General features: G+C 60.2%; 26 protein-coding genes. 22 read left to right on the top strand and 4 right to left on the bottom strand.

The features are described 5' to 3' along the window. Positions 1-119: 119 nt before the first annotated feature. The 21 genes from JOD78_RS08845 to JOD78_RS08745 all read left to right on the top strand — a co-directional run bounded on the left by JOD78_RS08845 (position 120) and on the right by JOD78_RS08745 (position 17381). Entirely contained in the window at positions 120-671 is a 552-nt protein-coding gene (locus tag JOD78_RS08845; protein WP_245202016.1) for a hypothetical protein, read from the top strand. Between the two features lie 327 nt (positions 672-998). Further along, positions 999-1475: an HK97-gp10 family putative phage morphogenesis protein gene (locus tag JOD78_RS08835; protein WP_209570816.1), complete on the top strand. Its 477-nt coding sequence runs from the start codon at positions 999-1001 to the stop codon at positions 1473-1475. After that, the gene (locus JOD78_RS08830) at positions 1472-1813 is read left to right on the top strand and encodes a DUF3168 domain-containing protein (RefSeq protein WP_209570815.1); all 342 of its coding nucleotides are present in this window, start codon (positions 1472-1474) and stop codon (positions 1811-1813) included. The genes JOD78_RS08835 and JOD78_RS08830 overlap by 4 nt, the downstream gene beginning before the upstream one ends. Positions 1814-1871: 58 nt before the next feature. Then, a complete protein-coding gene (locus JOD78_RS08825; protein ID WP_209570814.1) occupies positions 1872-2525 on the top strand; it encodes a phage tail protein in 654 nt (217 codons plus the stop codon). Between the two features lie 8 nt (positions 2526-2533). After that, positions 2534-2845 (top strand): phage tail assembly chaperone, encoded by a 312-nt coding sequence (locus tag JOD78_RS27940; RefSeq protein ID WP_245202015.1) that lies wholly within the window; start codon positions 2534-2536, stop codon positions 2843-2845. Continuing rightward, complete coding sequence (locus JOD78_RS28295) at positions 2761-3159, top strand: DUF1799 domain-containing protein (protein ID WP_348534260.1); 399 nt, start codon at positions 2761-2763, stop codon at positions 3157-3159. The genes JOD78_RS27940 and JOD78_RS28295 overlap by 85 nt, the downstream gene beginning before the upstream one ends. Before the next feature lie 36 nt (positions 3160-3195). After that, positions 3196-6687 (top strand): phage tail tape measure protein, encoded by a 3492-nt coding sequence (locus JOD78_RS08815; protein ID WP_209570813.1) that lies wholly within the window; start codon positions 3196-3198, stop codon positions 6685-6687. After that, complete coding sequence (locus tag JOD78_RS08810) at positions 6687-7034, top strand: phage tail protein (RefSeq protein ID WP_209570812.1); 348 nt, start codon at positions 6687-6689, stop codon at positions 7032-7034. Before JOD78_RS08815 ends, JOD78_RS08810 begins: the two co-directional genes overlap by 1 nt. Continuing rightward, positions 7031-7723, top strand: a complete 693-nt coding sequence (locus JOD78_RS08805) for a phage minor tail protein L (RefSeq protein WP_209570811.1) — start codon at positions 7031-7033, stop codon at positions 7721-7723. Before JOD78_RS08810 ends, JOD78_RS08805 begins: the two co-directional genes overlap by 4 nt. A 1-nt stretch (position 7724) precedes the next feature. Then, the gene (locus JOD78_RS08800) at positions 7725-8465 is read left to right on the top strand and encodes a C40 family peptidase (protein WP_209570810.1); all 741 of its coding nucleotides are present in this window, start codon (positions 7725-7727) and stop codon (positions 8463-8465) included. Positions 8466-8499: 34 nt separating this feature from the next. Further along, complete coding sequence (locus tag JOD78_RS08795) at positions 8500-9087, top strand: tail assembly protein (protein ID WP_209570809.1); 588 nt, start codon at positions 8500-8502, stop codon at positions 9085-9087. Continuing rightward, a complete protein-coding gene (locus JOD78_RS08790; protein ID WP_209570808.1) occupies positions 9084-12254 on the top strand; it encodes a phage tail protein in 3171 nt (1056 codons plus the stop codon). The genes JOD78_RS08795 and JOD78_RS08790 overlap by 4 nt, the downstream gene beginning before the upstream one ends. A gap of 10 nt (positions 12255-12264) precedes the next feature. Continuing rightward, positions 12265-13212, top strand: a complete 948-nt coding sequence (locus JOD78_RS08785; protein ID WP_209570807.1) for a hypothetical protein — start codon at positions 12265-12267, stop codon at positions 13210-13212. Further along, positions 13209-13403, top strand: coding sequence for a hypothetical protein (locus JOD78_RS08780; protein WP_209570806.1), 195 nt, complete (start codon positions 13209-13211; stop codon positions 13401-13403). The genes JOD78_RS08785 and JOD78_RS08780 overlap by 4 nt, the downstream gene beginning before the upstream one ends. 71 nt (positions 13404-13474) lie before the next feature. After that, positions 13475-13879 carry a restriction endonuclease gene (locus JOD78_RS08775; RefSeq protein ID WP_245202014.1) on the top strand — a complete coding sequence of 135 codons (405 nt, stop codon included), beginning with the start codon at positions 13475-13477 and terminating at the stop codon, positions 13877-13879. Continuing rightward, entirely contained in the window at positions 13876-14175 is a 300-nt protein-coding gene (locus tag JOD78_RS08770; RefSeq protein WP_209570804.1) for a hypothetical protein, read from the top strand. Before JOD78_RS08775 ends, JOD78_RS08770 begins: the two co-directional genes overlap by 4 nt. Continuing rightward, entirely contained in the window at positions 14172-14747 is a 576-nt protein-coding gene (locus tag JOD78_RS08765) for a glycoside hydrolase family 19 protein (RefSeq protein ID WP_209570803.1), read from the top strand. The genes JOD78_RS08770 and JOD78_RS08765 overlap by 4 nt, the downstream gene beginning before the upstream one ends. Further along, entirely contained in the window at positions 14744-15247 is a 504-nt protein-coding gene (locus JOD78_RS08760) for a lysis system i-spanin subunit Rz (protein ID WP_209570802.1), read from the top strand. The genes JOD78_RS08765 and JOD78_RS08760 overlap by 4 nt, the downstream gene beginning before the upstream one ends. A gap of 131 nt (positions 15248-15378) precedes the next feature. Beyond that, entirely contained in the window at positions 15379-16173 is a 795-nt protein-coding gene (locus JOD78_RS08755; protein WP_209570801.1) for a DNA adenine methylase, read from the top strand. 47 nt (positions 16174-16220) lie between these two features. Continuing rightward, positions 16221-16820, top strand: coding sequence for a hypothetical protein (locus JOD78_RS08750; protein WP_209570800.1), 600 nt, complete (start codon positions 16221-16223; stop codon positions 16818-16820). A gap of 96 nt (positions 16821-16916) precedes the next feature. Next, positions 16917-17381, top strand: a complete 465-nt coding sequence (locus JOD78_RS08745) for a hypothetical protein (RefSeq protein ID WP_209570799.1) — start codon at positions 16917-16919, stop codon at positions 17379-17381. Positions 17382-17881: 500 nt separating this feature from the next. Here the strand turns inward: JOD78_RS08745 and JOD78_RS08740 are convergent, their stop codons facing one another. From JOD78_RS08740 to JOD78_RS08730, 3 genes are read right to left on the bottom strand one after another with little or no spacing between them, the layout of a single operon-like run. Next, on the bottom strand, positions 17882-19465 hold the full coding sequence (locus tag JOD78_RS08740; RefSeq protein ID WP_209567204.1) for a DHA2 family efflux MFS transporter permease subunit: 1584 nt from the start codon (positions 19463-19465) through the stop codon (positions 17882-17884). A 27-nt stretch (positions 19466-19492) separates the two neighbouring features. After that, the gene (locus tag JOD78_RS08735) at positions 19493-20725 is read right to left on the bottom strand and encodes an HlyD family efflux transporter periplasmic adaptor subunit (protein ID WP_209567201.1); all 1233 of its coding nucleotides are present in this window, start codon (positions 20723-20725) and stop codon (positions 19493-19495) included. A gap of 5 nt (positions 20726-20730) precedes the next feature. Then, positions 20731-22290 carry an efflux transporter outer membrane subunit gene (locus JOD78_RS08730; protein WP_280920950.1) on the bottom strand — a complete coding sequence of 520 codons (1560 nt, stop codon included), beginning with the start codon at positions 22288-22290 and terminating at the stop codon, positions 20731-20733. Between the two features lie 243 nt (positions 22291-22533). Between JOD78_RS08730 and JOD78_RS08725 the strand changes: the two genes are divergently transcribed. Next, positions 22534-23136 carry a TetR/AcrR family transcriptional regulator gene (locus JOD78_RS08725; protein WP_039784739.1) on the top strand — a complete coding sequence of 201 codons (603 nt, stop codon included), beginning with the start codon at positions 22534-22536 and terminating at the stop codon, positions 23134-23136. A 204-nt stretch (positions 23137-23340) separates the two neighbouring features. Here JOD78_RS08725 and guaD read toward each other — a convergent pair whose 3' ends face one another. Continuing rightward, the gene (gene guaD, locus JOD78_RS08720) at positions 23341-24639 is read right to left on the bottom strand and encodes a guanine deaminase (RefSeq protein ID WP_134137349.1); all 1299 of its coding nucleotides are present in this window, start codon (positions 24637-24639) and stop codon (positions 23341-23343) included. Between the last annotated feature and the right edge of the window lie 82 nt (positions 24640-24721).

Below are 24721 nucleotides of genomic sequence, written 5' to 3'. Positions count from 1 at the left end.
AGGCCGCCGCCGATGCCCAGGCCGCTGCCGATGCCCAGGCCGCCGCCGATGCCCAGGCCGCTGCCGATGCCCAGGCCGCCGCCGATGCCCAGGCCAATCGTCGGAAGAAGTGATCGGCTATGGGACGCGTGCTAGTTGTCCCTGCGACCGCGCTGCCGGTAACGCTTGCCCAGGCGAAGAAGAGCTTGCGTATCGAAGCCGACAGTACTGACATGGACGATCTGGTAACGCTATGGCTGCTCGGCATTGTCCGAGACCTTGAGCACCAGATCGGCCAAGCAGTTATGCCGCAAGAGTGGCTGGTGACAGCAGACTGGCTGTACCCAGCGATTGATCTGCCCCATCCGGTCCAGAGCGTGCTCTCCGTATCGTTTCTGGATGAGACCGGCATGCGTCGAACGCTAGATCCAGTCACTTATCAGCTGGTGGTGAGCGAATTGGAGTCGACATTGGTTGCTGCCCCCGGAGCCACCTGGCCCTGCGGTCGAGACGTTCGTGTTTCTGTCTCTTGCGGCTACGGTTCGGATCCGGAGGACGTTCCTCCGAATATTCGCCTCTACGTGCTGGCCAAGCTGGCGGAGCAATATGACCCTGAGACAAAGTCGGATCGAGGGACGGTGCAGTCCAAATTCATCGACGGCCTGCTGGATGCCTGTCGAACCTATCGGTAGGAGGTGCCATGTTCACGAGAGGTATGCGGCACCTAGTGCAGATTCAGTACAGCACTTCCGGCCGAGGTTCGGACGGTGACAACGTCACTACCTGGGTTAGGTTGGCTGACGTCTACGCGGAACAGCAAGACCTCTCGGGACGCCTGCTGGAGACAGCCCAGGCTCGTTTCGCCGAGGCGGAGGTCTCCTTCCGGATCCGATTCCGCAATGGCATAACGCCTGACATGCGGATTCGACATCAGGGGCGATTCTATCGAATTGGCGCTGTTCTTGATCGCACCGGGCGTCGGCTGGAGTTGTATTTGATCTGTACGGGAGGGTTGCTCGATGGCCAGGATGGAGGTTGACGGCTTCGAAGCTGTTATCCGGATGCTGGAGGGCCTGCCCGATCAGGTTGGGTCCGACGCGTTGCGATCTGCAGCTAATGCCGGCGCTTCCATCATCAAGGCAGAGGTGATCGCTCGGGCGCCACGGCAGAAGGGGATCTTGAAGGGCAACATCTACCAGAAGCACATCGAAGAGCTCTCCTCGCAGACGTCGCAGACCTATCACGTCTCATGGCGCAAACAGGGAAAGGACGATGTGCCGTTCTACGGGGCATGGGTCGAATACGGACATTGGTACGTCCCTCGCAAGCCGGAGGGCATCACCTGGAAGAAGCACCGAGCCGATGCGAAGCCGATCTTTGTTCCAGCGCACCCGTTCTTACGTCCAGGATATGAGGCGAAGAAGGACGTGGCGCTGACTGCGATGCGTGACAGGTTGAAGGAGCGTGTCGCTGAAGCATTGAAAGGGAAGCAATGATCGAAAAGCAAGTGCAGACGCTGCTCGATGATCTGGTCGGCAGCAAGATCTTCTTCGATACGGTGCCAGCTGGCACTGAGGCGCCCTTCATCATCCTCTTGCAGGTCGGCGGGGAGCCTATCGAATTCCTCGATGGCCCGTCTGGCCAAGACTTCGTGCGCCTGCAGGTGGATGTGCACGCGGGCAAGCGTAGCGAGGCCAATGCTCTGATGTCGAGTGTTCGAGAGCGTATGAAGACATTGCAGGCTTCACCAATCGGCGCGCCCGTCAGCCTGTACGAGGAGGCGGTAGCTCTGTATCGCCGCGTATGTGATTTTCGTTTGATCGGTCCTGCATAGGGCTCACATATTTTCCAACTAGGCCCCACTGGGGCCATTTTTTTTGAAAGGGGACATCATGTCCTATACCTTGCCGGACGGTTCGAAACTCTCCATTGCCGCGACTTTTGGTCCCGTCGTGGCCATGACCGCACTGTCCAACGCGTTGGAAGCAATTGGCACGGTCGCAGCAGGTGCTGCCTTGGCAACGGGTGACATCGTTATCGTCACCGCTCCTGGTTGGTTGAAACTCAACCAGCGCGTCGCGCGTATCAAGAATTTCAACGCCGGCGCTGTCACGCTGGAGGGCATCGACACCTCCAGCACGGACAAATTCCCGGCTGGAAGTGGCGTCGGCAGCCTCCAAAAAGTTCTGACCTGGCAGCAGATCCCGCAGGTGACAGCATTCGAATCGTCCGGTGGTGATCAGAACTTCGCCACGGTGGAGTTCCTGGACGACGACCAGCAGCGTCAGGTTCCCACGACCAAGTCGCCGCAGACGCTCTCGATCACGGCAGCGGACGATCCGGCCTCGCCGCATGGTGACGTGCTCTCGGCCGCTGATGAGGCCCGCGCGATCCGTCCGCTGCAGCTGGCGCTGCCTAGCGGCCCGAAGATCTTCTATAACGGTTACGTGTCGTACAACGCGACCCCGACCCTCACCAAGGGCAACATCATGACCACCAAGGCGTCCCTGGCCCTGGTGTCTCGTCCCACTCGCTACCAGACCTAAGGTGAAGCATGCTCAAACTGCAACCTAATCCGACGTTCATCCTGCCCGTGGATGTTCCGGTGGCCGGCGAGCCCCAGCCGACCAAAATCAAAGTGACCGTCCGTTATCACAAGCCGGACGAATTGAAAGCGCTGCTGGACGGGAGTCCAGGGATGACTATCGACGAATTCGTGATGGTCAATGTCGTTGGCTGGGATGGTGTCGAAGGCACCTTCAGCGAGGACGGCCTGCGCGCATTGCTGCGCAGCTACCACGGTCTGGCCCTGGTGATTCACCGAGCTTACTTCGCCGAAGTCTACAAGGCCTCCCAGGGAAACTGATCGCCGCTGCGGAGTTCCTCTATACCCCGGAGCCGGACACCGCGCAGCTTGCAGCCCTCGGTCTGACTCCGGAAGATCTCGGCGACAAGTCTTCTTTTGATGTTTTCCCCGAGAACTACGCGTCGGTCGAGGTGTTCAACGCGATGCGCACGCAATGGCGCACAGATATGGGGGTGCCGGTTGGGCTGGACTATTCGGCGCTCCCCTCTGTCATGCGCCTGTTTGGTGTTCCTGCTGTGCAGCGGCGGAAAGTGTTTGACGACGTGAGGGTAATGGAGCACGCAGCGATTTGCTTGATGCGTGAACAGCAATAGCCGCCTTCGGGCGGCGCTTCTTCTGGGTAATGTGATATGGCTAAATCTGGCGCAGGTGACCTGGCCGGCAGCGTAACGGTCGGCCTGACGGCCGAAATGGATCAGTTCAAGGCCGACATGCGGGAGGCTGGTCAGGCCGTCCGTGAAGTACAAACCGAGGCCAGCTCGGCGGCAGCTAAGATCGTGCCGGCGCTGAACCAGATCTCGGCGGCTGGTACATCGGGTGCTACGGCATTGAGCGCGGCGCAGCAGCGCTATTTGGAAGGTCTGCAGCGCCAGGTAGCTGCGGCGCAAGGTGGTAAGGTCGCCTCGTTGGAGTTGCGTGCGGCGCAGCTCGGCGTCTCGGAGGCGGCCGCTCCCTTGCTGGCAACCTTTCGCCAGTTGGAGGCGACACAGCGCAAGAATGCTGAGGCCGCGAACGCGGCATCCGTCGCGGTCAGGGCTCAAGCCGAGAGCGAAGAAGATGCTGCTGCCCGTATCCGCGCATCGGTGGCAGCATCTCTGGAAAAGACAGCCGCTCTCAACAAGGAAATCGAGGCGTCGCGTGCTGCTGCAGCGGCGGCTCGGGAGGCAGGCGGCCGTAATGCGCCGGCCGGTACCGACCGCATCGACGCCTCTCTGCAGAGCCGCGCCCTGCAGGAGACTGCAGATCGGGTCGCAGAGGTCAACCGGGCGCTCGGCTCTATCGGCCGTGGTGCAAGCAGTCAGAAGGAGCTGCAGGCCCAGACCGACAAGTTGGTGAGCCTGTGGGGTCAAGGTCGGATTTCGGCCGAGCAGTACGCTGCAGCGGTCAAGCAGCTGGACTTGAGCGAAGCGCAACTGAATAAGACCAGTGCTGAGGCTGCCGCGAAGGCTGACGCTTTTATAGCGCGCCTGAAAGATCAGGCCGCTACTGCTGGCAAGAGTGCAAAGGAACTCTTGGAGTATCGGGCTGCGCAGCTTGGAGTGACCAGCCAGGCTGCGCCATTGATTGAGCAGCTCGAGAAGGCCGAAAAGGGTATGCATGGCTTCAGCCTGGCTACCAGCGGCAGCCGCAGAGAGTTGGGCGTCCTAGCGCGGGAAATTGCCAGCGGCAACTTCAGCGGTGCCAGCCGCTCGTTCTCGATCTTCGCTGAGCAGTCAGGCTTGATGCCGGCTCTGTTGTCGCCCACCACGCTTGCGATTGGCGGACTGGCTGCTGCCGTCGGTGGACTCGCTGTGGCGTACCTGCAGGGGCATGCTGAAGAGAAGAAGTTCGCCGACGCATTGGTGGTGACCGGGAATGCTGCCGGCACCACTGCCGCTAGCCTGCACGATATGTCGGTGCAGGCCGCTGGCACGCTTGGCAGCTTGTCGGCAGCGAAGGAAGTGGTCCTGGAGCTGGCAAACAGTGGAAAGTACTCTGCCGAGCAAATCGGCATGATCGCCACCGTCGCCGTGGACATGCAAGTGGCCACAGGCCGTGCGGTTAAAGACACGGTGCGCGAGTTTGAGGAGCTGGCCCGCTCCCCCGTTGACGCCAGCGCAAAATTGAATGAGCAATATCACTACCTGACGCAGTCGGTATATGACCAGATAGCTGCGTTGCAGCGACAGGGAGACACCCAGGCGGCCATTGACCTGGCCGAACGTTCTTACGCTGAGGCTATGGGCTCGCGGGCGCGCACCATCAATGAGCACATTGGCACCATTGAGAGTGCCTGGAAGCGGGCGAAAAACGCGGTGATGGGCTTCTGGGATACCGTGATGAACAGCGGTCGCACTGACATGCTTGAGCATGATATTGCTGAGTATGAGAAGCGTCTGGCTACGCCGATGATCAAGTCGGACCGTGATGTTCTGCAGTCGCGCGTCGATGGAATGAAGAAGCAGCTGGCAGCGCAAAAGGAGCTGGCGGCCCAGCAGGAGGAGGCTGCGAAGAGCGGAGACGCTTCTATACAGGCCGCGCGCTCGGTCGATCAGCTGACCGAGTCGGTCGACAAAAGCATCCGTAAGCGGAACGAGCTGGCGAAGCTTTCCCAGAATTTCACTGCCATGATGCGGGAAGCAAACCGTACGGGCGCTGCCAATGATCGCCTGGACGGAGTGGTCTTTAGTGAGTCCGGAAACCCGCTCTCGGGCGGCCTGTTCGCCAAGCTGCAGAAGGACATCGAGGATAAGTACAAAGAGAAAGCGCCCTCTGGTACTGACAACGCGCTCAATGCCCAGATCAAGGCCATCCAGGGGCAGATGCAAGAAGCCGAGCGTGGCCTGCGCACGACGATTCAGAACAACAAGGCTCTGTATGACGTCGGTTTGCTTAACACACAGGACTACCTGCGGGCCGACTACGAGGCCCGTCGCGCGGCGCTGGATAAAGAGATGGTGCTGGCACAGCAGCAGGAAGCGATTGCTGGCCGAAAGAAGAACCTCAGCGCGCTGGAAGAGGCAAAGAATCAGCAGCGCAAGATCCGCGATGAGCAGCTGCAGAACGAGCAGAAGTATGCCAACGACACTCGTTCTCTCATGGAGAAAAGCACGCGCGATGTGCAGGCATACGTAGATTCGCTCAACGCCTCCTACAACACGCGCGCGGCCGCGATCCGGAATTTGATCGATGGTGCCGGCTTGGGCGATGCCGCGCGGGATCAGCTGAATCGTCTCAACCAAGTGCAGCAAGAGTTTGACCGCGCAGCTGACGTCTTGCGCAAGTCGCGCGAGAAAGGCGAGGCCCACGGTGGCATCAGCCAATCGCAGTATGACCAGGAGTTTGCCGCCCTCCAGACGAGCTTGGAGGCCCGTCTACAGCTGGAGCGTGACTATTCTGAGCAAACGAAGAAAGTGCAGCAGGATGGTTGGGTGGGTGCGAGCCGGTTTATGCAGAACTACGCTGACCAGGCAGCAAACGTCGCGGGGCAGGTGGAGAGTCTCTTCAGCTCGGCCGCGCGCGGAATGGAGGATGCATTCGCGAGCTTCGCTACGAGCGGCAAGTTGAGTTTCAGTGAGCTGGCGAAGTCGGTCATTGCTGACATCGCCCGCATGCAGGCGCGTGCTGCGATTTCTGGTCTCTTCAATATGGCAATCTCCGCTGCGGCGTCGGCGTTCGGGCCGAGCTCCTCCGGAGCGGCATCTTCATCTAGTACCGCTGACTACTGGCAATCCACCTCTGGGGGCAGCTTGGGTTTCAAGGCAAACGCATTGGGTGGAGTCTACGAATCGCCATCGTTGAGCGCGTATAGCGGACAGGTCGTATCGCGTCCGACGCTGTTCGCCTTTGCGAAAGGAGCGGGGCTGATGGGCGAGGCCGGCCCGGAAGGCATCTTTCCCTTAAAGCGCGGACCTAATGGAGCCCTCGGGGTGCAGGCGTATGGAGCCGGCGCACCGATCTCGGTCGCGACGACTGTCAATTTCTACGGTGACGGCTCTAGCGATAGCTCGACCAAGTCGGAGAGCGATGCCTCTGCCAAACAGCTCGGCGATCTTGTGAACCAGCTGATCAGCCAGCGTTTCTTGGCAGAGCAGCGGCAGAATGGCGTGATCTGGAAGATTCGTAATGGGGTACCAAGCTGATGACGATTGAAACTTTCTCCTGGCAGCAATCCGGGGCTCGCACGCGGCAGGCCAAATTCAGTTTGCGTACGGTCGGGTTCGGCGACGGTTATGAGCAGGTGGGAGTGGCTGGATTGAATCCTGTCCAAGATACCTGGACGGTCAGCGTTTCCGGCCCCGAGCCGCTCATCGCAGAGGTTGAGGAATTCCTGGATCGCAACGGTGGTGCCGGAAAAGCCTTTTACTGGACCGCGCCACGCAAGGGTCAGGTTCTGGTGCGCGTGAGCGAAGGCGGGTACTCAACTGCTGACGCCGGCGGGGGGGTATCTACTGTGACCGTGACTTTCAAGAGGGCGAACACTCCATGAGTATCCGTAGCGATGTGCAGAAGCTTGAATTGGGTGCTGTGGTTGAGTTGTTTGAGCTGGATGCGACTGCCATCAGCGGGGATTTCTTGCGATTCCACGGTTATGCGCAGGACGGGCCGATCTGGTGGCAGGGTAACGAATACTCGGCCTGGCCTATCAAGGCTGAAGGATTTGCGAGAACCAGTGATGGCCAGCCGCCGACGCCCAAGCTGACAGTGGCGAATATCGATGGATCCATCGGTGCTGCCTGCCTCTATCTGGATGACTTCGTCGGGGCCAAGTTGACCAGGCGAACTACTCTTGGCAAGTACCTCGATGCAAGGAATTTCACAGACGGAAATCCGGACGCGGATCCGGACGAGGAATTTCCTTCAGAGATTTGGTACGTCGAGCAGAAGACCTCGGAAACCGATGAAGTTATCGAGTTCGAGCTATCTAGTCCGTTGGACTTCGACGGGCTGCAGCTCCCTGCTCGGCGGATTGTTGCAAACCTCTGCGCCTGGGAGTATCGCAGTTCGGAGTGCGGTTGGACGGGTGTGGTGTTCTTCAACTCGAAGGACCAGCCGGTTGCGAATGCGAACCTAGATAGCTGTGGCAAGCGGCTTTCCTCATGTCGGTGCCGGTTCGGTGACTATTCCGAATTGCCCTACGGTGGTTTTCCCGCTGCTGACATCATACGAGCAAACTGATATGAGTCCTGAAATCGAAGCCGCGATCCGCGCTCATGCGGTGGCCGAATACCCGCGTGAATGCTGCGGACTGATTATCAACGAAGGTGGGCGAGATGTGTACGTCCGCTGTCGCAATGTCGCTGCCATAGGCCGACAGGGAGACCACTTCGTGTTGTCGAAGGAAGATTACTTTGCCGCAGCGGACCGTGGAGAGTTGCTTGCTCTCGTGCATTCGCACCCTGATATGCCCGCTCGGGCAACGCAGGCTGATCGGGTTAGTTGCGAGGCATCGGGCCTTACCTGGTTCATCGTGCGCGTCGATGGCACTGAGGGCAGCGTCGAGGCCGCCGAGATTGAGGAGCTTACGCCTTCGGGTTACAGAGCGCCTCTTGAGGGTCGTGAGTTCTACCATGGCGTCCTCGATTGCTATGCCCTGGTCCGTGATTGGTTTGAGCAGGTGCGCGGCATCACGCTGCCCGATTTTGCCCGCCGCGATAACTGGTGGGGCGACGGAAGCGGTGAAGATCTCTACATGAAGCATTTTCGGTCAGCTGGCTTCCAGCCAGTTGAGCTTGAAGATCTTCGGGTCGGTGACTGTTTCTTGATGCAGGTGCGGGCAAACGTGGTCAACCACGCGGCAATATACGTCGGCGACGGCAAGATTTTGCACCACCTATATGGCAGGCCGTCGCGCCACGATATTTATGGGGGCTATTGGCGCGAAGTGACGCGTTTGGTAGTTCGTTACAGCGGAAGTTAGCCGGCACAAGCCGGCGTTTTTTTTTAGCCACGATATGAACGAAAGCTTAAAGACAATTCGGCTGTATGGAAATCTCGGCGCGAGATTTGGCAGAGTTCATCGCTTGGCCGTATCGAGCGCTCGCGAGGCTGTAAAAGCCTTGTGCGTTCTGCTGCCCGGATTCGAGCGCGAATTGATGACAGCGCATACCCGAGGTGTGGTCTATTCCGTTTTTCTTGGGAAGGCCAATATCACGGTCGAGCAGCTGGCTTATCCTGCCGGAAGTGACGACATTCGCATTGCGCCTATCCTTCGGGGGAGTAAGCAAGCAGGTGCCTTGCAGACCATCGTCGGCGCGATCATCGTGGTTGTCGGTGCTGTAGTCAACTACTTCTTCCCCGGCTCCGGTGTGCCAATCATGCAGTTCGGGCTCGCCATGATGGCTGGAGGTGTCGTGCAGATGCTTGTTCCACAGAAGGGAGGAACATCTACGCAAGACCAGCCAGACAATGCTGCCAGCTATAACTTCAACGGAGCAGTGAATACAAGTGCCCAGGGCAATCCTGTTCCATTGGGCTACGGCACGATGATGTGTGGATCTGCGGTTATCTCGGCCGGTATCTTTGCGGAGGATCAGGCATGAGAGGTCTTGTTGGATATGGCGGGGGTGGAAAGAGTGGCAGCGAAGGACATGCGGCCGAAGAGGCACCGGATAGCCTCAAGAGTATTTCCTACGCTAAGGTGATTGACCTGGTCTCAGAGGGGCCAGTGGTCGGCCTGGTCAATGGCGCGCAGTCGATCTTCCTTAATGAGACGCCGTTGCAGAACGCCGACGGCTCGTACAATTTCTCGGGCTTCCAATGGGAATTCAGGCCTGGTACCCAATTTCAATCTTACATCCCAGGCTTCCCGGAAGTTGCCAACGAGTTAGCAGCATCGAGCGAGCTGCGCTCGGATACTCCGTGGACGCGAAGTATCACGAACCTTCAGCTGTCCGGCCTACGTGTGCGTCTGTCGGTCCCTGGGCTGAGCCAGACCGATAGTTCGAATGGTGATGTTAAGGGGTATAGGGTCGAGTATGTCATCGAGCTTTCGACAGATGGTGGCGCGTTTCAGGTGGTCGTCAGTTCCGCGTTCGACGGAAAAACGACCAGTAAGTACAGTCGCAGCCATCGATTCAATTTGCCACGCGCCACGGTTTCTGGTTGGCGCGTGCGGGTTCGCCGTCTGACACCGAATGCCAATAGTGCGCGCATCGTCGATACCACGATGGTGGAGTCGTATACCGAGTTGATTGATGCAAAGCTGCGCTATCCGATGTCGGCGTTGATGGCTCTGATGGTTGATGCCTCTCAGTTTCAGAGCGTTCCATCACGGGCGTATTTGATGAAGTTGCGCATCATCGCGGTACCGTCGAATTATGACCCTGATGCGCGAACCTATTCGGGGCTCTGGGACGGCACTTGGAAGCCGGCCTGGACCGATAACCCGGTGTGGATCTATTACGACCTGGTGCTGCACAAGAGGTACGGAGCTGGAAAACGGGTCGATGCGTCGCAGATTGACAAGTGGGAGCTTTATCGCATCGCTCGATATTGCGACGAGCTGGTGCCTGACGGGAAGGGTGGTTACGAGCCGCGCTTCGCCTGTAACGTGTACATCCAGAAGGAGGCCGCCGCATATCGGGTGCTGCAGGATCTGGCGTCGATCTTCCGTGGCATCGTCTACTGGGGCGGCGGCAAGATGATGACCTCGGCCGATATGCCTGGCGAGCCCATGTATGTGTACACGGCTGCCAATGTTGTTGATGGGAAGTTCACTAGGGTTGGTAGCAGTCGTCGTACACGCTACACCACCGCGCTCGTGAGCTGGAATGACCCGACTGACTTCTACCGCGCCAAAAATGAGTATGTCGAAGACGCCATCGGTATTGAACGGTACGGCTTTCGGCCTTTAGAGCTGACGGCGTTCGGCTGCACATCCCAAGGGCAAGCCCAGCGAGCAGGTCGTTGGGCACTGGCCACTTCAAGGTTGGAAACAGAGACGATTACGTTTCAGGTGGGCATGGAGGGAGCAATTGCTGCGCCTGGGCAGATCGTCCGCGTGGCAGATCCCAAGAAGATGGGCCGCCGAAATGGTGGGCGTATCCGGGCGGTCAACGGCCGGACAATCACCTTGGATAAGGCTCCGACGGTGTCGCCGGGCGATACGTTCACAGTCATTATGCCGACCGCGGTATCTGAAGATCGCTTGGTGGAGTCGGTGGATGGTGATGACGTGACTGTGACGGTTGCGTTTTCTTCTAATCCTGAGCCGCAATCGATCTGGTATGTCGGAAGCGTTGACCTGGTCGCGCCAACCTACAAGGTGATGTCGGTAACTCAGAAAGATGGTCTCATTTTCGAGATCACAGCTCTTCAGCATGAGCCTGGGAAATTCGATTATGTAGAGCAGGGCACCCTGATAGGTGATCGGCCAACCAGCGTAGTGCCAATGCGGTTTCAGCCCCCGCCTACCAACGTTAGATTGTCGACCTATACGACCTCCACGAAGGGGGCCTCGATAACAACGCTTGTGATCGCCTGGGACGCGGCTGTGCGGGCAAGTGAGTACCAGATCGAATGGCGGCGCGATAACGGTGAATGGTATGCATTGCCGCGCACGGGCGGGCTCAGTGCTGAAGTCCCAGGGATCTATGCCGGTGCCTATCAAGTACGCGTAAGGGCATTCAACAGCATTGACGTTGGGTCAGCCGTGGCGCTTAGCAATGTGACACCGTTGCAGGGAAATCAGGGGCCGCCACAAGACGTTCCTTGGTTCTCGATCAACGGGGATGTTCTGACATGGGGCGCAGTCATTGATGCGGAGCTTGCCGGGTATCGATTGAGATATCACTACGGTTCTAACCGAAGCTGGGGTGATGCCAACGATCTGGTAGATGGCTTGGTCATGAGCAGCCCTTACAAGCTTGTCTCTACACCGCAGGGGCCGTTGACGTTGTTGATCAAGGCCGAAAACCGCCAGGGGGATGTCTCAAACTCCCCGAGTTACATCGTCACGCAGCTCGGTGACGCGCTGGTGGCAAACGTGGTGGAGGAGTTCGATTTTCATGCAGACGGATATCCCGGAGTGATTGACGGTGCTCAGATCATTGATGGGGCCTTGCTTGCCGAAGGCACGCTGCAGTTCTGGAAAAACGATCTCGCTGATTTCTGGCCGCTAGATGATAGTCAGGTGTTTTTCTCCGATAGCTACAAAAGGATGGTGTACGAGACGCCCGCGATTATCCCTGCGGCCGTGGCGGCCAGTTTGCAGTTGACTCTGGACGTGGAGTTTCAGGGCGGGGCTCGCACAATTGAATATCGGTCCGGAGGCGGAGAGCCCTTCTTCCAGGCAGATGGGATGCAGTTCTTTGCTGGTGATGATGATCTGTTCTATCGGCCTCTGTCTGGATACATACCCTGGCCTGGATCACTGGCCGCTCAGGCCATTCAATATCAGTTCCGCTTCAGCGTAGATATTGGTTCTGAGCGCGGTGAGATTGGCAAGTGCAAGGCGCTCATTGATGTCCCCGATATTGACGAGCGCTTTGACGATATCGCCATCTCAGAGACGGGTACGCGCCTACCTCTGAAGAAATCCTTCCTGAACATTCAGAACGTCCAGCTCACGCTGCAGGCAGACGGTGGAGCAGCGGTTACCGCTAGATGCATGGACAAGAGTCATGTATCGGGCCCGTTGATTCGTTGCTTCAATAGTGCGGGAGCTGCTGTCGCTGGTCTCGTAGACGCGCATATTCAAGGTTACTGAGGAGAAGTAAATGACGGCATTGCCGAGTAAGATTTTATTGAATGGGAACAAGGTTCCCGCGACTACGCATGCAGAGATGCGCCAGGCGCTGGGTGATTTACGGGATTTCATTGCCGCATTCCTGGGGGAAGACAGTGCCAATGCGGCTACGCTGAGAAGCGTATTGGCATTGCCTGACCCTGCTGCGACGGGGGGCGGGTGGGTGCGCGGCTTATTCGGAAAAGCAAACGCAGCCGCTCCGACGACGAAGTATGACTTTACTTGTCTTGCTCGGGCCTATCGCAACCCTGCCACCGGGGCAGTGTGGGCTTCGCGCAGCACGGCTGTTATCTCAGCGGATGCTGCGGTCGCTGGGCCGGCAGCCGGTGGACGGGATCAGCTTGCAGCATTCTCCAGCGGCTTCATTAACTTGTTCTTCATTGTTGATGATGCCGGAAACGAGCGGGCCGTCTGGAGCAAGAACGCGCCTGGCCTCGGTCCTAATCCCATCAGTGGCTTTTCCTCCTGGGTATATGGCCACACGGTGTACTGGGACGGATCCGCCATTCGCCGCTGCGTGTTGAGCGGATGTCTTAATTCGTATGCATCACCTATCGGGCTTGGCGTCGTGGGGAATACTAGCGGTGGCGAGGTCGTGTTCAGTGGCCAGTCCCTATGGCCGGCATGGGCTAATAGGGTTGCTGCTCGCTGCTTCTCCTTCCTTTCCGCAAATTCCGGTGGCGGGGGCACAGCAGTTATCGATTACCGGTTCATCTCCGGTTACGTCGGCAAGGCGATCTCTGTTGGCGTGTCGTCGGCCTCCGAGACCTCGTACTACAACGATGATATCGATTTCCCCAACCTGAATCAGCAGCTGATCGTCTCGGTCGCCCTTACCACAGGTGCACCGAACCTGAGTGCGATTCAGTCGCAAGTTTCCGTAACCAGCTTCACCGTGCCCAATGGAGATGTCGCATGACAAAGAAAGCGTTCTATTCAGCTGCCGATGGACGCCTCGTGGCCTATGGCTACCTGGAGGACTTCCCAGGCGCTGTCGGCGAGGACGTTCCGGACGACTTTGAAAAGCCGCTGTACGCCACGCGGTGGAACGGAGCCGAGTGGGTGGAAACGGATCGCGACCCGCAATTCTCTATTGCACCTCCGCAATAACGCGAACAGTGCAGACGTCTGCACAGCTCATGCCCGCCAGAAGGCGGGCTTTTTTTTCATCGGGGACATACATGCCAGAACCAACAACAGGGGCAGTGATCGGAGCCGGCTCGGGGGCCTTTGCCGTCGGCACGATCACCATTACAGGGTCTTTCCTGGGACTGCAGTACGAGATGCTGCTGGCAGGGCTGGCCGGTGGTCTGGCCATGCTCTCCAGCCTGCCCCCGGTATCCCGCCCGCGTGCAGTGATGATCCTGATCACCAGCGCGCTCATGGGCGGTTACGTCGGGCCGATGCTGCACGCCTGGGCCATCCAGTCCGACGTGTTTGCCTGGTCCGGGAAGTATTCGGAGGCCACCAGACTGTGTAGCGGCTTTGTGATCGGGGCGAGTTCGCAGACCGTGATTCCGCTGGCACTGGGGTGGATGCGTACGAAATTCGGAGGGGGCAACATCAACCAGGAGCCATCCAAATGATCAAGATCCTGCTCGCAACCGACTATCTGCTGGTCGTCAACTTCCTGGCCAGCCTCGCGCTCTTCCTCCATTGCGTCTTTGCGCTGAACCGAATGAACCATCGCAGCAATCACCTGGTGCGTGCGTGGTACGTCATATCAGCGGTGGGCGCATTTGGGGTGATCACCGGTCCGCTGTATGGCTACATCAGCCCACAGCCGGCCGAGGTGATCTCGAACGTTGGGGTGGCCGGCCTGCTGGCCGGTGGGTGGATTTACCGCAACCGTCGTGCAACCGATACAGGAGAGCCGAGATGATTCTCACGCTTACCCAGCTCCAGCTCATCATGCCCGCTTCCACGCGGGCATCGTTGTTTTTGGAGCCCCTCAACGCAGCCATGCAGGAGTTCGGGATCGACACGCGCCTGCGCATGGCGGCCTTCCTCTCGCAGATCGGTCATGAATCGGGGCAGTTCCGGTTCATGGAGGAGCTGGCCAGCGGTGCCGCCTATGACAATCGCGCGGATCTCGGTAACACCAATCCGGAGGCGATCCGGATCGCGGCCGCCAATGGCACGACGCCGGGCCGCTTCTGGAAGGGCCATGGTCCGATCCAGATCACCGGCTACCTCAACCACCTGGCCGCCATGATGGCGCTGCACGTAGATTGCGTGGAGCAGCCTCGCCTCCTGTGCGAGCCAGTCCACGGTTGTCGCGCTGCTGGCTGGTTCTGGTCGGTCAATGGCCTGGCCAAGTGGGCTGATGCCGGCGACATCGATGGCGTGAGCGACCTGGTCAACCGAGGCAAGAAAACGGTGGCCATCGGGGACGCTAATGGTTTTGTCGAGCGCAAGGCCATCTGGGAGCGTGCGCTGGAGGTGATCCCATGAACCGACTTCAGGGCTTCGGCGCTGTCGTGCTGGCCCTCTGCCTGGGCCTGATTGGCGGCTACCTATGGGGTGGTCACCGCCAGGCGCAGATTGATGAGGGCAGGGAGGCGAAGGTTAGCGAGCAGCACGCCATTGCTCTGGCCAGCGCCACCGAACGATACCGGGAGGCCGAACGGGGAGGCCAGCAGGCCTTCGCCAACATGACGGCCGCTCTTCAAAAGGAGAAAGACGATGCAAAAAAACGGATGGCTGTTCTGCGCGATGAGCTGCGCACTGGTGCTGTGCGCTTGTCAGTCGCCGTCGACGCGGCTAGTGCAGCCGCCGCTGCCCAAGCTGCCGCCGCTGGGGATCGAGAAGCGCGAGCCGACCTTCTGCCAGCGGCTGCTGAGCGAATTCTCGATTTCGCCCTCGAAGGCGACGACATCGTGCGGGACCTCAACGCCTGCGTCGACAAGTACCACCGTGCAGAGCAAGTGATTAACGAAGCAGGGCGGCAGTAAGAGTAGAGCGCCCGGCCGGTTGTTGGAGCAACCGGACCGGGCCTCAATCCACTGAGTTAGCAGTGAATCAAGCAAGGCCCTACCAGCCTCGCGAGGCGGGCAGGAGTCTACCACAACAAGAAAGGTTCACAGTGGCAACACCATCCCCTATCATTCCTTGGCTCGGCGGCAAGCGTCGCCTGGCCGACATCATCATCCCCCGTTTTCCCGTCCATACCTGCTATGTCGAAGTGTTTGCAGGCGGCGCGGCGCTGTACTTCCTGAGATCGCCGGCCAAGGTCGAGGTGATCAACGATGTTAATGGCGATGTGGTCAATTTATACCGTGTCGTCCAGAACCATCTGGAGGAGTTCGTCCGCCAGTTCAAGTGGTCACTGTCTAGCAGGGAAATCTTCAAGTGGCTGCAGGATACGCCGCCTGAAACCCTCACGGACATCCAGCGTGCGGCCCGGTTCTTCTACCTGCAGCAGCATTGCTTCGGCGGAAAGGTCGAGGGACAAACATGGGGCACGGCCACGACGGCACCTCCCGTCAACCTGCTCCGGATCGAGGAGACGCTGTCGGCCGCACACCTGCGTCTGGCAGCAGCGCAGATCGAGCGTCTTGACTGGGCAAAGTGCATTGAGCGCTATGATCGGCCCCATACCTTTTTCTACATGGACCCGCCCTACCTGGAGACGGAAGGGTACGGGGTGCCATTCCCGGTTGGTGAGTACGAGAAAATGGCATCGCTGATGCGTTCGCTGCAGGGCAAGGCTATCGTCAGCATCAACGACCACCCGGCGATCCGAGAGATCTTTGCAGGCTTCCAACTGGACGAGCTGAGCATTGACTACACGGTCGGCGGCGGCGGCAAGGCTGTCAAGCGAGGCGAGCTGATCATTTACAGCTGGGATAGAGACATGGAACCAGCGGGCCTCTTCTAGCTCGGTGCTGGTTATACTCAGCTCTCCGACATACAACGGGGGAAAAAATGAAGAAAGCGGGCGGAGAGCTGGCGAAAGTGTTGGCGCAGCATGCCGAGGCGGTAATTGATATCGTCGTCGACAGTCCACTGGTCAAGGCGATACCAGTAGTCAACTATGCAGTCGCGTTGGCTAAAGAATTGGGGGCTGTTCGTGACAGGCTTCTGATGAGCAAGTTGGAGAAGTTTCTCCAGGAGCCGAGGCTCCAGCGGACGCTAGAAAGCGAGGCGATGCGCAACAAGCTCATAGAGGATGAGTACGCGGAGGAGATAGGTGAGCGACTTCTATTGGTGATCGAGAAATTTTCGGATCTGCAGAAGCCGGTATTGCTGGGTAGAATCTTCGCCGCATATCTGAATGATGAGCTGACGCGTACAGCATTCTTTATGTTGGCCCATGCAATTGACGTTGCATACCTTGGGGATCTCGAGTATTTCATTCAAGTCGAAGGCGAGCCTGTGCACGATGACATGCTGGCCGTACCACGACTCGCCAATGCGGGGTTGTTCGAGTTGTATGCCGATGGAAGCATGGGCGGTGGCGACTTGAAGTACCAGACTACGCCATTGGGCAACTCCTTATACGCGTGCTTGCGGCAGGTGGACTGAGATCCAGTCACCATTAAGGCGATTAGTGCAGATGTCTGCACGGTCGCTTTTTTTTGCTTAAAATACTGTATTTATATACAGTATTAATAAAAAGCAATGCCTATCGCTCTCGACCAAATGGACCCGCATCCGCAGCCGGATGATATTGGCCTTCCCAGATCGGCCGGGCCTGGCCATGGCGCGCAAATGTGCCGGGCACCACGCCATGGCGTTCTGGTTACCGTGCGGCGACTCAAAGAGCGCGGAGTAAACCTCTCTGTTGTCCAGCGGCGCCAGGCAGTGCCAGTGGTCGGCGAGCTGAAGATCTCGCGCGTTCATGATCGGGCTGAATTTCAATCCATCGCGGAAATCATAAGTTTCAATGATCAGCTGGACCCGCATCTTCGGTATTTTCCCGCCAGGCTAATGTGCCTGCTAAATCCGGAGATCCTCTGGCTCGATGAGCGGGGGATGGTTATCTATGGCATCGAGCGGCTCGGCGGTGTTGACGGTCCCGCCGTTGCCTATTGGCAGACCTGGCAGATCGCCTTCGGTCGGGTCGATCCCGGACCACCATTTTGACTAGGTGGTGCACCTTATTTTTGGCGTAACTTTTGGCGTAATTTCGTCAGTTTGTGTGGCGGCTTGCTAGGAGAAGACCCCAATGCATCATTGGCGTGTGGGCGGCGAGGTCTTTGGTCATGAGTCTGGGTGGCGATGCAGGGATCGCTTCTTGCAAGTTCGGGAATGCAGGGCCGCGCGGGCAGGCCACGGTGTGATCAGGCCACGGCGGGCGGCGGGAAGTCAGCCTGGCGGCCGCGCCGGGCGGGCCACCATAAATCAAAAATGCGGACCTTGGTCCGCATGCTTGAGCCGGGATTGTACGCGCATTGGGGGAGTGCAGCCAAGGGTAGCGCCCTGCATGGGGTTGAAGCAGGACAAAGAAGCGAGCGCATGTCCAGAAAGTTCGATTTTTTTGACTGTTCAATCAAGCCTTGGGCCCAAAAAAACAGGCGGCCACCGAAGTGGCCGCCTGCCCAGTCCGCAGGGGGGAGACGGACTGTGGGGGGAGAGCTTGTCGATCAGTGCGCCGAGCTCGTATCGGCCACCCGTGTCGGTTTCGGTGCCAGCCACACCGCCAGCGCCGCCAGCGAGAAGGACACCGCCGCCATCATGAAGATGTGGTTGGTGGCCAGCATCACGGCCTGGTTCTGCACCGTCTGCGCCAGCGAGCCCGTTGCCTGCTCGGCACTCATGCCGGAGGCCATCATGGCATTGACCGCATCGCCGCTGCGATCCACCAGGCCGGACAGTTCGGCGTGGAAGTAGGTGGCGTCGTTTTCCCAGCTGGTATTGACGATGGAGGTCGCAATCGCCCCGGCCATGGTGCGGCAGAAACTCATCAGGCCGGCCGCCGATGCGGTCTCTTCCTCGTTCACGCTGGAGAGCGCCAGGCCGGTGAGCGGCACGAAGAACAGCGGCAGTCCGATCCCCTGCAGGAACAGCGGCCAGCCGATCTGGAAGAACGACATGTCGGTGTTGTTGAAGGCCCGCAGGAAGGTGATGAAGCCCAGCCAGGTCACGCCGATGCAGACCAGCTTGCGCGCATCGACGGTGGTGGACATCTTGGCCACCATGGGGGCGGTCAACACGGCCAGGATGCCGGTCAGCGCCGAAATGCAGCCCGACCAGGTGGCGGTGTAGCCCATGTAGCCCTGCAGCCAGAGGGGTGTCAACACCACCGAGCCGAAGAAGGCACCGAAGGCCAGGCAGATAGTGGTCACGCTGGCGGTGAAGCCGCGATGGCGGAACACCCGCAGGTCGACGATGGGATTGTGCTCGGTCAGCTCCCAGATCAGGAAGGCAATGAAGAACACCACGGCGGTCACGGCCAGCAGCACGATCTCGGTGGAGGCGAACCAGTCCTTCTCCTTGCCTTCATCGAGCATCAGCTGCAGGGCGGCCACCCAGACCACCATCAGGATCAGCCCCACGCGGTCGATGGGCAGTTTGCTGGTCTTGGTCTCGAAGCGCTTGAGCATGCGCCAGCCGAGATAGCCGCAGATCAGCGCCACCGGCACGTTGATCCAGAAGATGTAGGGCCAGCTGTACTGGTCGCACAGCACCCCGCCCAGGATCGGGCCGGCAATCGGCGCCACCAGCGTGGTCATGGCCCACAGCCCCACGGCAGCCGGCGCTTTTTCCTTGGGGAAGATGCGCAGCAGCAGGGTTTGCGACAGCGGCATCAGCGGCCCCCCGGCCAGGCCCTGCATGACGCGGAAGGCGATCAGCATGCCCAGCGAATTGGCCAGTCCGCAGAGCGCCGAGAACAGCCCGAACATGACCATCGACAGGATGAACACGCGCACCGTGCCGAAGCGATTGGCCAGCCAGCCGGTCAGGGGCACGGTGATGGCTTCGGCCACCGCATAGGAGGTGATGACGTAGGTGCCCTGGCTGGTCGAGGCGCCCAGAGCCCCGGCGATGGTCGAGACCGAGACGTTGGCAATGGTGGTGTCGAGCACCGCGATGAAGTTGGCGGCGGCCAGCAGGATGCCGGCGCCCACCAGTTGGCCGCCGGTCAGCGGGGCCTCGAAGAGGCCGGGCTGGGCGGCAGGCTTGGGGGCGGGCAGGTCGCCCGCCGCTGCGCTTGTTGTGGATGACATGATGAGTCTTTCCTTGTGCTCGCCGGTTTACAGCGCGCCGGCCCGGGTCTCGGTGCTGGCCGACTTGGGCTGAGCGTCACCGGCCTGCATCTGGCCGCGCGTATCGATCTCCACCACCATCGACAGGCCCACCGACAGCGGACGCTGCGCCAGTTCCTTGGGATCCAGCGAGATGCGCACCGGCAGGCGCTGCACCACCTTGATCCAGTTACCGGTGGCGTTCTGCGCCGGGATCACCGCAAAGGCCGAACCGGTACCACCGGAGAGGCCGGTGACCACGCCGTGGTATTCCACCGAGCCGCCATAGATGTCCGCCTTCATGGTCACCGGCTGGCCGATGCGTACCTTGGTCAGTTGTCCTTCCTTGAAGTTGGCATCCACGTGCATCTGCTGCAGCGGCACCACCGACAGCAGGCTGGCGCCGCTCTGCACGCGCTGGCCGACCTGCACCTGGCGGCGGGCAATGACGCCATCCACCGGGGCGCGCAGCACGGTGCGCTCCAGGTCCAGCTTGGCCTGATCCAGCTTGGCGCGGGCCAGGACCACTTCCGGGTTGTCGTCCACGGTGGTATTGGCCGTCAGTACGGTACTGGCCTTTTGCGCACCCTGGGTCGCCTTGATGTTGGCGCGGGACTGCACTTCGGCAGCTTCAGCGGCTTTCAGGTTGGCCTGGGCGGTCAGCAGGGCAGTGCGCGCATTGCTCAGTTCTTCACCCGACACCGAACCCGACTTGGCCAGCGCCTCGCGGCGCTGCAGGTCGATCTCGGCGCGCTTCATATCGGCCTGCGCCGACAGCAACTGGGCACTGGCACGCTTCTGCTCGGCCTCACGGGCCAGCACCTGGGCGGCCAGGCCGGCATCGTTGGCGAAGTAGCCCTTGACCTTGCGCTCGGTGCGGTCCAGGTCGGCCGCGGCCTGGTCCACGGCCAGCTTGGCATCGGCGTCGTCGATGCGCACCAGCACGTCGCCCTTCTTGACTGCCTGGGTATCGACCACGTCAACGGCGGCCACGATGCCATTGATGGCTGGGGTGACGGTGGCCACTTCGGTGGCGGTGTAGGCATTGTCGGTCTCGACGTAGCGCGAGCCGATCAGGTACCAGTAGCTGCCATAGCCGATGGCGGCGATGGCGACCACGCCGCCGAAGATGGCAAAGAGCTTCTTGCGCTTTTGCGCAGCGGCTGCCTTGGTGGCCGCTTCATTGCGCTGACGGGTTTCTTCGGCCAGGGTGTGGGCCGCTTGGGAATCGCTGTGGGACATGATGTTCAACCTTTCGCTTGCTGTTCGGTGTGGGGCGCGGTGGCGCTGTTTTGACTCTTGCTGTCGTCGGCGGAGCGGTAGCCGCCGCCCAGGGCGCGCACCAGCGCGACATCCAGGGTGAACAGGCGCGAGCGCAGGTCGGAGAGCTGGCGCAGGTTGCTGATGAGCGTGTCCTGCGCATTGAGCACGTCGAGGTAGGTGTTGAGGCCGCCGTTGTAGCGGTTGCTGACGATGCGATAGGCCTCTTCGGCAGCGTCGGCTGCAGCTTGTACGTCCTGCAGTCGGCCGGCCAGGGCCTTCTCGCTCACGCCGACGTCGGCCACATCCTGCAGGGCCTGGGTGACGGCCTGGTCATAGTTGGCCACGGCTTCGTCATAGCTGGCGCTGGCCGAGCGGAACTGACCGCGCAGGCGGCCGCCATTGAAGATGGGGAGCGAGATCGCCGGGCCGAAGCTGCCGATGTCGGAGCCGCTGCGGGTAAGCATGTCGATGCCCAGCGACTGGAAGCCGAAGTAGGCCGACAGGTTCACATTCGGATAGAAGGCTGCACGCGCCACCTTGATCTGCTTGCCCGCCGCTTCGGCGCGCAGGCGAGCGGCGACGATGTCGGGACGGCGGCCCAGCAGTTCCACCGGCAATTGCGCGGGCAAGCCAAAGGGTTTGGACAGATCGATCTGCGGACGCGCCAGCTGCAAGCCGCGATCCGGGCCTGCCCCGGCCAGTGCGGCCAGCTTGTTGCGTTGCAGGGCGATGGATTCGTCGGTGGCTTTGAGGTCGGCCTGGGCAATGGCGCGGCGCGCTTCCATCTGCTTGACCGAGCCACGCGTCTCCAGACCATTGGTGAAGCGCTGGTTGAACAGGTCCAGGGTTTCTTCACGCACCTTGAGCGCGGCTTCATTGGTGTCGCGCTGGGCGTAGAGCTGGGCCAGGTCGGCGTAGGCCGAGGCAATCGAGGTGGCCAGGGTGATGCGCGCCTGGGCGGCATCGGCCCGGCTGGCTTCCAGTTCGGAGGTGGCCGCCGCCAGCGCGGCGCGGTTCTTGCCCCAGAAATCGATTTCGTAGCTGAAGTCCAGCGTGGCGCGGGTTTCGTTGTTGTAGCCCTTGGGCACGAAGTCCGGCGGCACGCCATTGTTGTAGGACTGCTTCATGCGGTCCAGCGAGGCATTGCCGCTCACCTGCGGATAGAGTGCCGCACCTTGCTGCTGGGCCGTGCCCTCGGCCTTCATCAGGCGGGCCTTGGCCACGGCCATCGAGGGCGCATTTTGCAGGGCTTCGGCGATGAGGGCATTCAACTGGGCATCACCGTAGACCGTCCACCACTGGTCGCTCGGCCAGGCGGCTTGCACGGCCGTGGCGGCCAGGGTCTGGCTGCTCTGGTAGTGGTCGATGGACTTGGGTTCGGCGCGCGCACCGAGATCGGTGAAGGAAGCACAGCCGGCCATGAGCGCCGCTGCCAGCACGGCCGCCGAGACCGCCGCCGCCCGCCGCCACGGCAGGGTAGGCCGCTCGGACCGCAGCGCCGGATAGGGCGCGCGCTGGTCGGGGAGAGATGAGTTCTTGTTCATTTGCGTGGAGAGTGGAGTGAACGACTGAATCAGAAAATCAGGTGTTTATTAACTGTACAGTTCAGTATAGTATTCGCTTTCATGAAGTGTCAAGGCGCTTTGCGATAAATTGCTCGTCTTTTCGAGGCATTGCCGCAACAGGTTTTTTTGGCCGCGATTTGAGGGCAATCAGGCGGCTTTCGGCGGCATCGTCGCCTATAATTCGGGATTGGCCGGTTTTCTGGCCGGCATTACAGGACAATCATGCGCAAGAAGAGTGAAGAACGGCGGCAGCAGATGATCGACATCGCCGCCGAGGTATTCAACGAAATCGGGTTCGAAGGCGCCTCCATGGCGGAAATCTCGGCCCGTATCGGGGGCTCCAAGGCCACGCTGTACAACTATTTCAGCTCCAAGGAAGAGATCTTCGTGGAGGTGATGATCAAGCAGGTGGGTTGCCAGTTTGAAGAATTGTTCATGGCCTTGCGTAACGAAGACGAAGTACGCGCAGGTTTATTGCGGCTGGCGAATCATTATCTGGGCGTGGTGTTCCGGCCGGAGATTGTGGCGGTGAAGCGGCTGGGGATGTATTACGCCGGCAAGTCGGAACTGGGGCCGCTCTTGTACGAGCGCGGACCCAAACGTGGCTGGACGCGCATTGCCGATTTTCTGAAGGTCAAGATGGACGAGGGCAAGCTGCATGCGGGCGATCCCTGGATTGCCGCCATGCAGTTCCGCGCGCTGATCGAAGCAGAATGGATGGACGTGCGCATGCTCAATGTGGTCACCGAGATCCCGCCGGATCAGCTGCGGACTTCGGCGGAGCGGGCGGTGGAGGCTTTCCTTTATCTTTATCAGCCGCGCTGAGGGGATTCAGAAGCACTCGGTGACCCGGGCGACTGCAAGGCGGGGCAGACCAGAATTGATCCGGCATGGATCTTCCTTTAATTCACGCTTCCACGCATGCGAAAAAGTTGGATCAATGGTCACAAAATGAAGTCCCTCAGAAAAACCGGACTTGCCTCAACGGCAAGCCCGGCTTCCCCCGCATCGGGGCAGATATGAACGATTTCAGCGCTGATGCACTCGCACCCCCGCCGAATAGGTTGCGGCGATGGCACGGTCGTCACCCAGGATGGCCAGTGCGAACAATTGTTCCTCCAGGCTGTCGGTGGTGGCACTGCGGCGGGCCAGCAAAGGCGTGGCCTGCGGATCAAGCACGATGAAGTCGGCATCACAGCCCGGCGTAAAGCTGCCGATGGTACCTTCCAGCTGAAGCGCGCGGGCACCGCCCAGCGTGGCCAGATAGAACATGCGCTGCGCCGGCAGGTAGGTGCCGCCCATGCGGGCGACCTTGTAGAGCTCGTTCATGGTCTGCAGCATCGAGAAGCTGGTGCCGCCGCCTACATCGGTGGCCAGCGACAGCGGCACCCGCGCCGCATCGGCACGGGCAAAATCGAACAGGCCGCTGCCCAGGAACAGGTTGGACGTCGGGCACAAGGTGGCGGCCGACTGCGTGGCTGCCATGCGGGCGCGATCCTGGTCGTCCAGCCAGATGCAGTGCGCATACAGCGCACGCTGGCGCATCAGGCCGTAGCCGTCATACACGTCCAGGTAGCTGCGGGCATCGGGATAGAGCTCCTTGACCCATTTCACTTCGTCCGTATTTTCGGCCACGTGGGTTTGTATATACGTGTCCGGATACTGCGCCGCCAGCTCCCCGGCCAGCTTCATCTGTTCATGTGTGGAGGTCGGGGCAAAGCGTACGGTGATGGCGTAATGCTGGCGGCCCTTGTTGTGCCAGCGCGCGATCAGCTCCTCGCTCTCGCGCACACCCGACTCGGCCGTATCTCGCAGGAAATCCGGCGCATTGCGATCCATCAGGCACTTGCCGGCCACCATGCGCAGGTTGCGTGCATGGCTGGCGGCGAAGAAGGCATCCACCGACTGCGGATGCACCGTGCAATACACAGCCGCACTGGTGGTGCCGTTGCGCAGCAGTTCGGCCAGGAAGAAATCGGCCACCTCGGAGGCGTGTTCCGGCTGCTCGAAGCGGCGCTCGGCCGGGAAGGTGTAGTTGTCCAGCCAGGGCAACAAGCCCGGTGCGGGCGAACCGATGATGTCGGTCTGCGGATAGTGGATGTGGGTGTCGATGAAGCCGGGGCAAAGGATCTTGCCGCGCAGGTCTTCGATGACGGTGCCGGGCGGCAGGGTTGTGGCCAGCGTGGCGTAGTCGCCGGCGGCCTGGATCTTGCCGTCTTGCACCAGCAGCAGGCCATCGCTGTGCCATTGCGTGGCGTGTTCGTCGAAGGCGGGATCGTTGGTGAAATACAGCAGGCTGGCGCGGTAGGCTTGCAGGGATGGGCTCATGGTGTTTCCTCGATGCAGGCGGCGCCGCGCGCACGGGCGCGGGCCGTCGATTCAGTGGTCATCATACTGGAAGGCATGGTCG

The sequence above is a fragment of the Herbaspirillum sp. 1130 genome (assembly GCF_017833835.1).
Lineage (GTDB): Bacteria > Pseudomonadota > Gammaproteobacteria > Burkholderiales > Burkholderiaceae_D > Herbaspirillum > Herbaspirillum huttiense.
The sequence above is the reverse complement of the archived record's forward strand: the minus strand, read 5'-3'. Positions and strand labels throughout refer to the sequence as shown.

What these genes read in the sequence shown, in the direction of transcription:
- JOD78_RS08845 (WP_245202016.1), top strand. Translation starts at nt 120, where the DNA reads ATGGGACGCGTGCTAGTTGTCCCTGCGACCGCGCTGCCGGTAACGCTT.
- JOD78_RS08835 (WP_209570816.1), top strand. Translation starts at nt 999, where the DNA reads ATGGCCAGGATGGAGGTTGACGGCTTCGAAGCTGTTATCCGGATGCTG.
- JOD78_RS08830 (WP_209570815.1), top strand. Translation starts at nt 1,472, where the DNA reads ATGATCGAAAAGCAAGTGCAGACGCTGCTCGATGATCTGGTCGGCAGC.
- JOD78_RS08825 (WP_209570814.1), top strand. Translation starts at nt 1,872, where the DNA reads ATGTCCTATACCTTGCCGGACGGTTCGAAACTCTCCATTGCCGCGACT.
- JOD78_RS27940 (WP_245202015.1), top strand. Translation starts at nt 2,534, where the DNA reads ATGCTCAAACTGCAACCTAATCCGACGTTCATCCTGCCCGTGGATGTT.
- JOD78_RS08815 (WP_209570813.1), top strand. Translation starts at nt 3,196, where the DNA reads ATGGCTAAATCTGGCGCAGGTGACCTGGCCGGCAGCGTAACGGTCGGC.
- JOD78_RS08810 (WP_209570812.1), top strand. Translation starts at nt 6,687, where the DNA reads ATGACGATTGAAACTTTCTCCTGGCAGCAATCCGGGGCTCGCACGCGG.
- JOD78_RS08805 (WP_209570811.1), top strand. Translation starts at nt 7,031, where the DNA reads ATGAGTATCCGTAGCGATGTGCAGAAGCTTGAATTGGGTGCTGTGGTT.
- JOD78_RS08800 (WP_209570810.1), top strand. Translation starts at nt 7,725, where the DNA reads ATGAGTCCTGAAATCGAAGCCGCGATCCGCGCTCATGCGGTGGCCGAA.
- JOD78_RS08795 (WP_209570809.1), top strand. Translation starts at nt 8,500, where the DNA reads ATGAACGAAAGCTTAAAGACAATTCGGCTGTATGGAAATCTCGGCGCG.
- JOD78_RS08790 (WP_209570808.1), top strand. Translation starts at nt 9,084, where the DNA reads ATGAGAGGTCTTGTTGGATATGGCGGGGGTGGAAAGAGTGGCAGCGAA.
- JOD78_RS08785 (WP_209570807.1), top strand. Translation starts at nt 12,265, where the DNA reads ATGACGGCATTGCCGAGTAAGATTTTATTGAATGGGAACAAGGTTCCC.
- JOD78_RS08780 (WP_209570806.1), top strand. Translation starts at nt 13,209, where the DNA reads ATGACAAAGAAAGCGTTCTATTCAGCTGCCGATGGACGCCTCGTGGCC.
- JOD78_RS08775 (WP_245202014.1), top strand. Translation starts at nt 13,475, where the DNA reads ATGCCAGAACCAACAACAGGGGCAGTGATCGGAGCCGGCTCGGGGGCC.
- JOD78_RS08770 (WP_209570804.1), top strand. Translation starts at nt 13,876, where the DNA reads ATGATCAAGATCCTGCTCGCAACCGACTATCTGCTGGTCGTCAACTTC.
- JOD78_RS08765 (WP_209570803.1), top strand. Translation starts at nt 14,172, where the DNA reads ATGATTCTCACGCTTACCCAGCTCCAGCTCATCATGCCCGCTTCCACG.
- JOD78_RS08760 (WP_209570802.1), top strand. Translation starts at nt 14,744, where the DNA reads ATGAACCGACTTCAGGGCTTCGGCGCTGTCGTGCTGGCCCTCTGCCTG.
- JOD78_RS08750 (WP_209570800.1), top strand. Translation starts at nt 16,221, where the DNA reads ATGAAGAAAGCGGGCGGAGAGCTGGCGAAAGTGTTGGCGCAGCATGCC.
- JOD78_RS08745 (WP_209570799.1), top strand. Translation starts at nt 16,917, where the DNA reads ATGCCTATCGCTCTCGACCAAATGGACCCGCATCCGCAGCCGGATGAT.
- JOD78_RS08740 (WP_209567204.1), bottom strand. Translation starts at nt 19,465, where the DNA reads ATGTCATCCACAACAAGCGCAGCGGCGGGCGACCTGCCCGCCCCCAAG.
- JOD78_RS08735 (WP_209567201.1), bottom strand. Translation starts at nt 20,725, where the DNA reads ATGTCCCACAGCGATTCCCAAGCGGCCCACACCCTGGCCGAAGAAACC.
- JOD78_RS08730 (WP_280920950.1), bottom strand. Translation starts at nt 22,290, where the DNA reads ATGAACAAGAACTCATCTCTCCCCGACCAGCGCGCGCCCTATCCGGCG.
- JOD78_RS08725 (WP_039784739.1), top strand. Translation starts at nt 22,534, where the DNA reads ATGCGCAAGAAGAGTGAAGAACGGCGGCAGCAGATGATCGACATCGCC.
- guaD (WP_134137349.1), bottom strand. Translation starts at nt 24,639, where the DNA reads ATGAGCCCATCCCTGCAAGCCTACCGCGCCAGCCTGCTGTATTTCACC.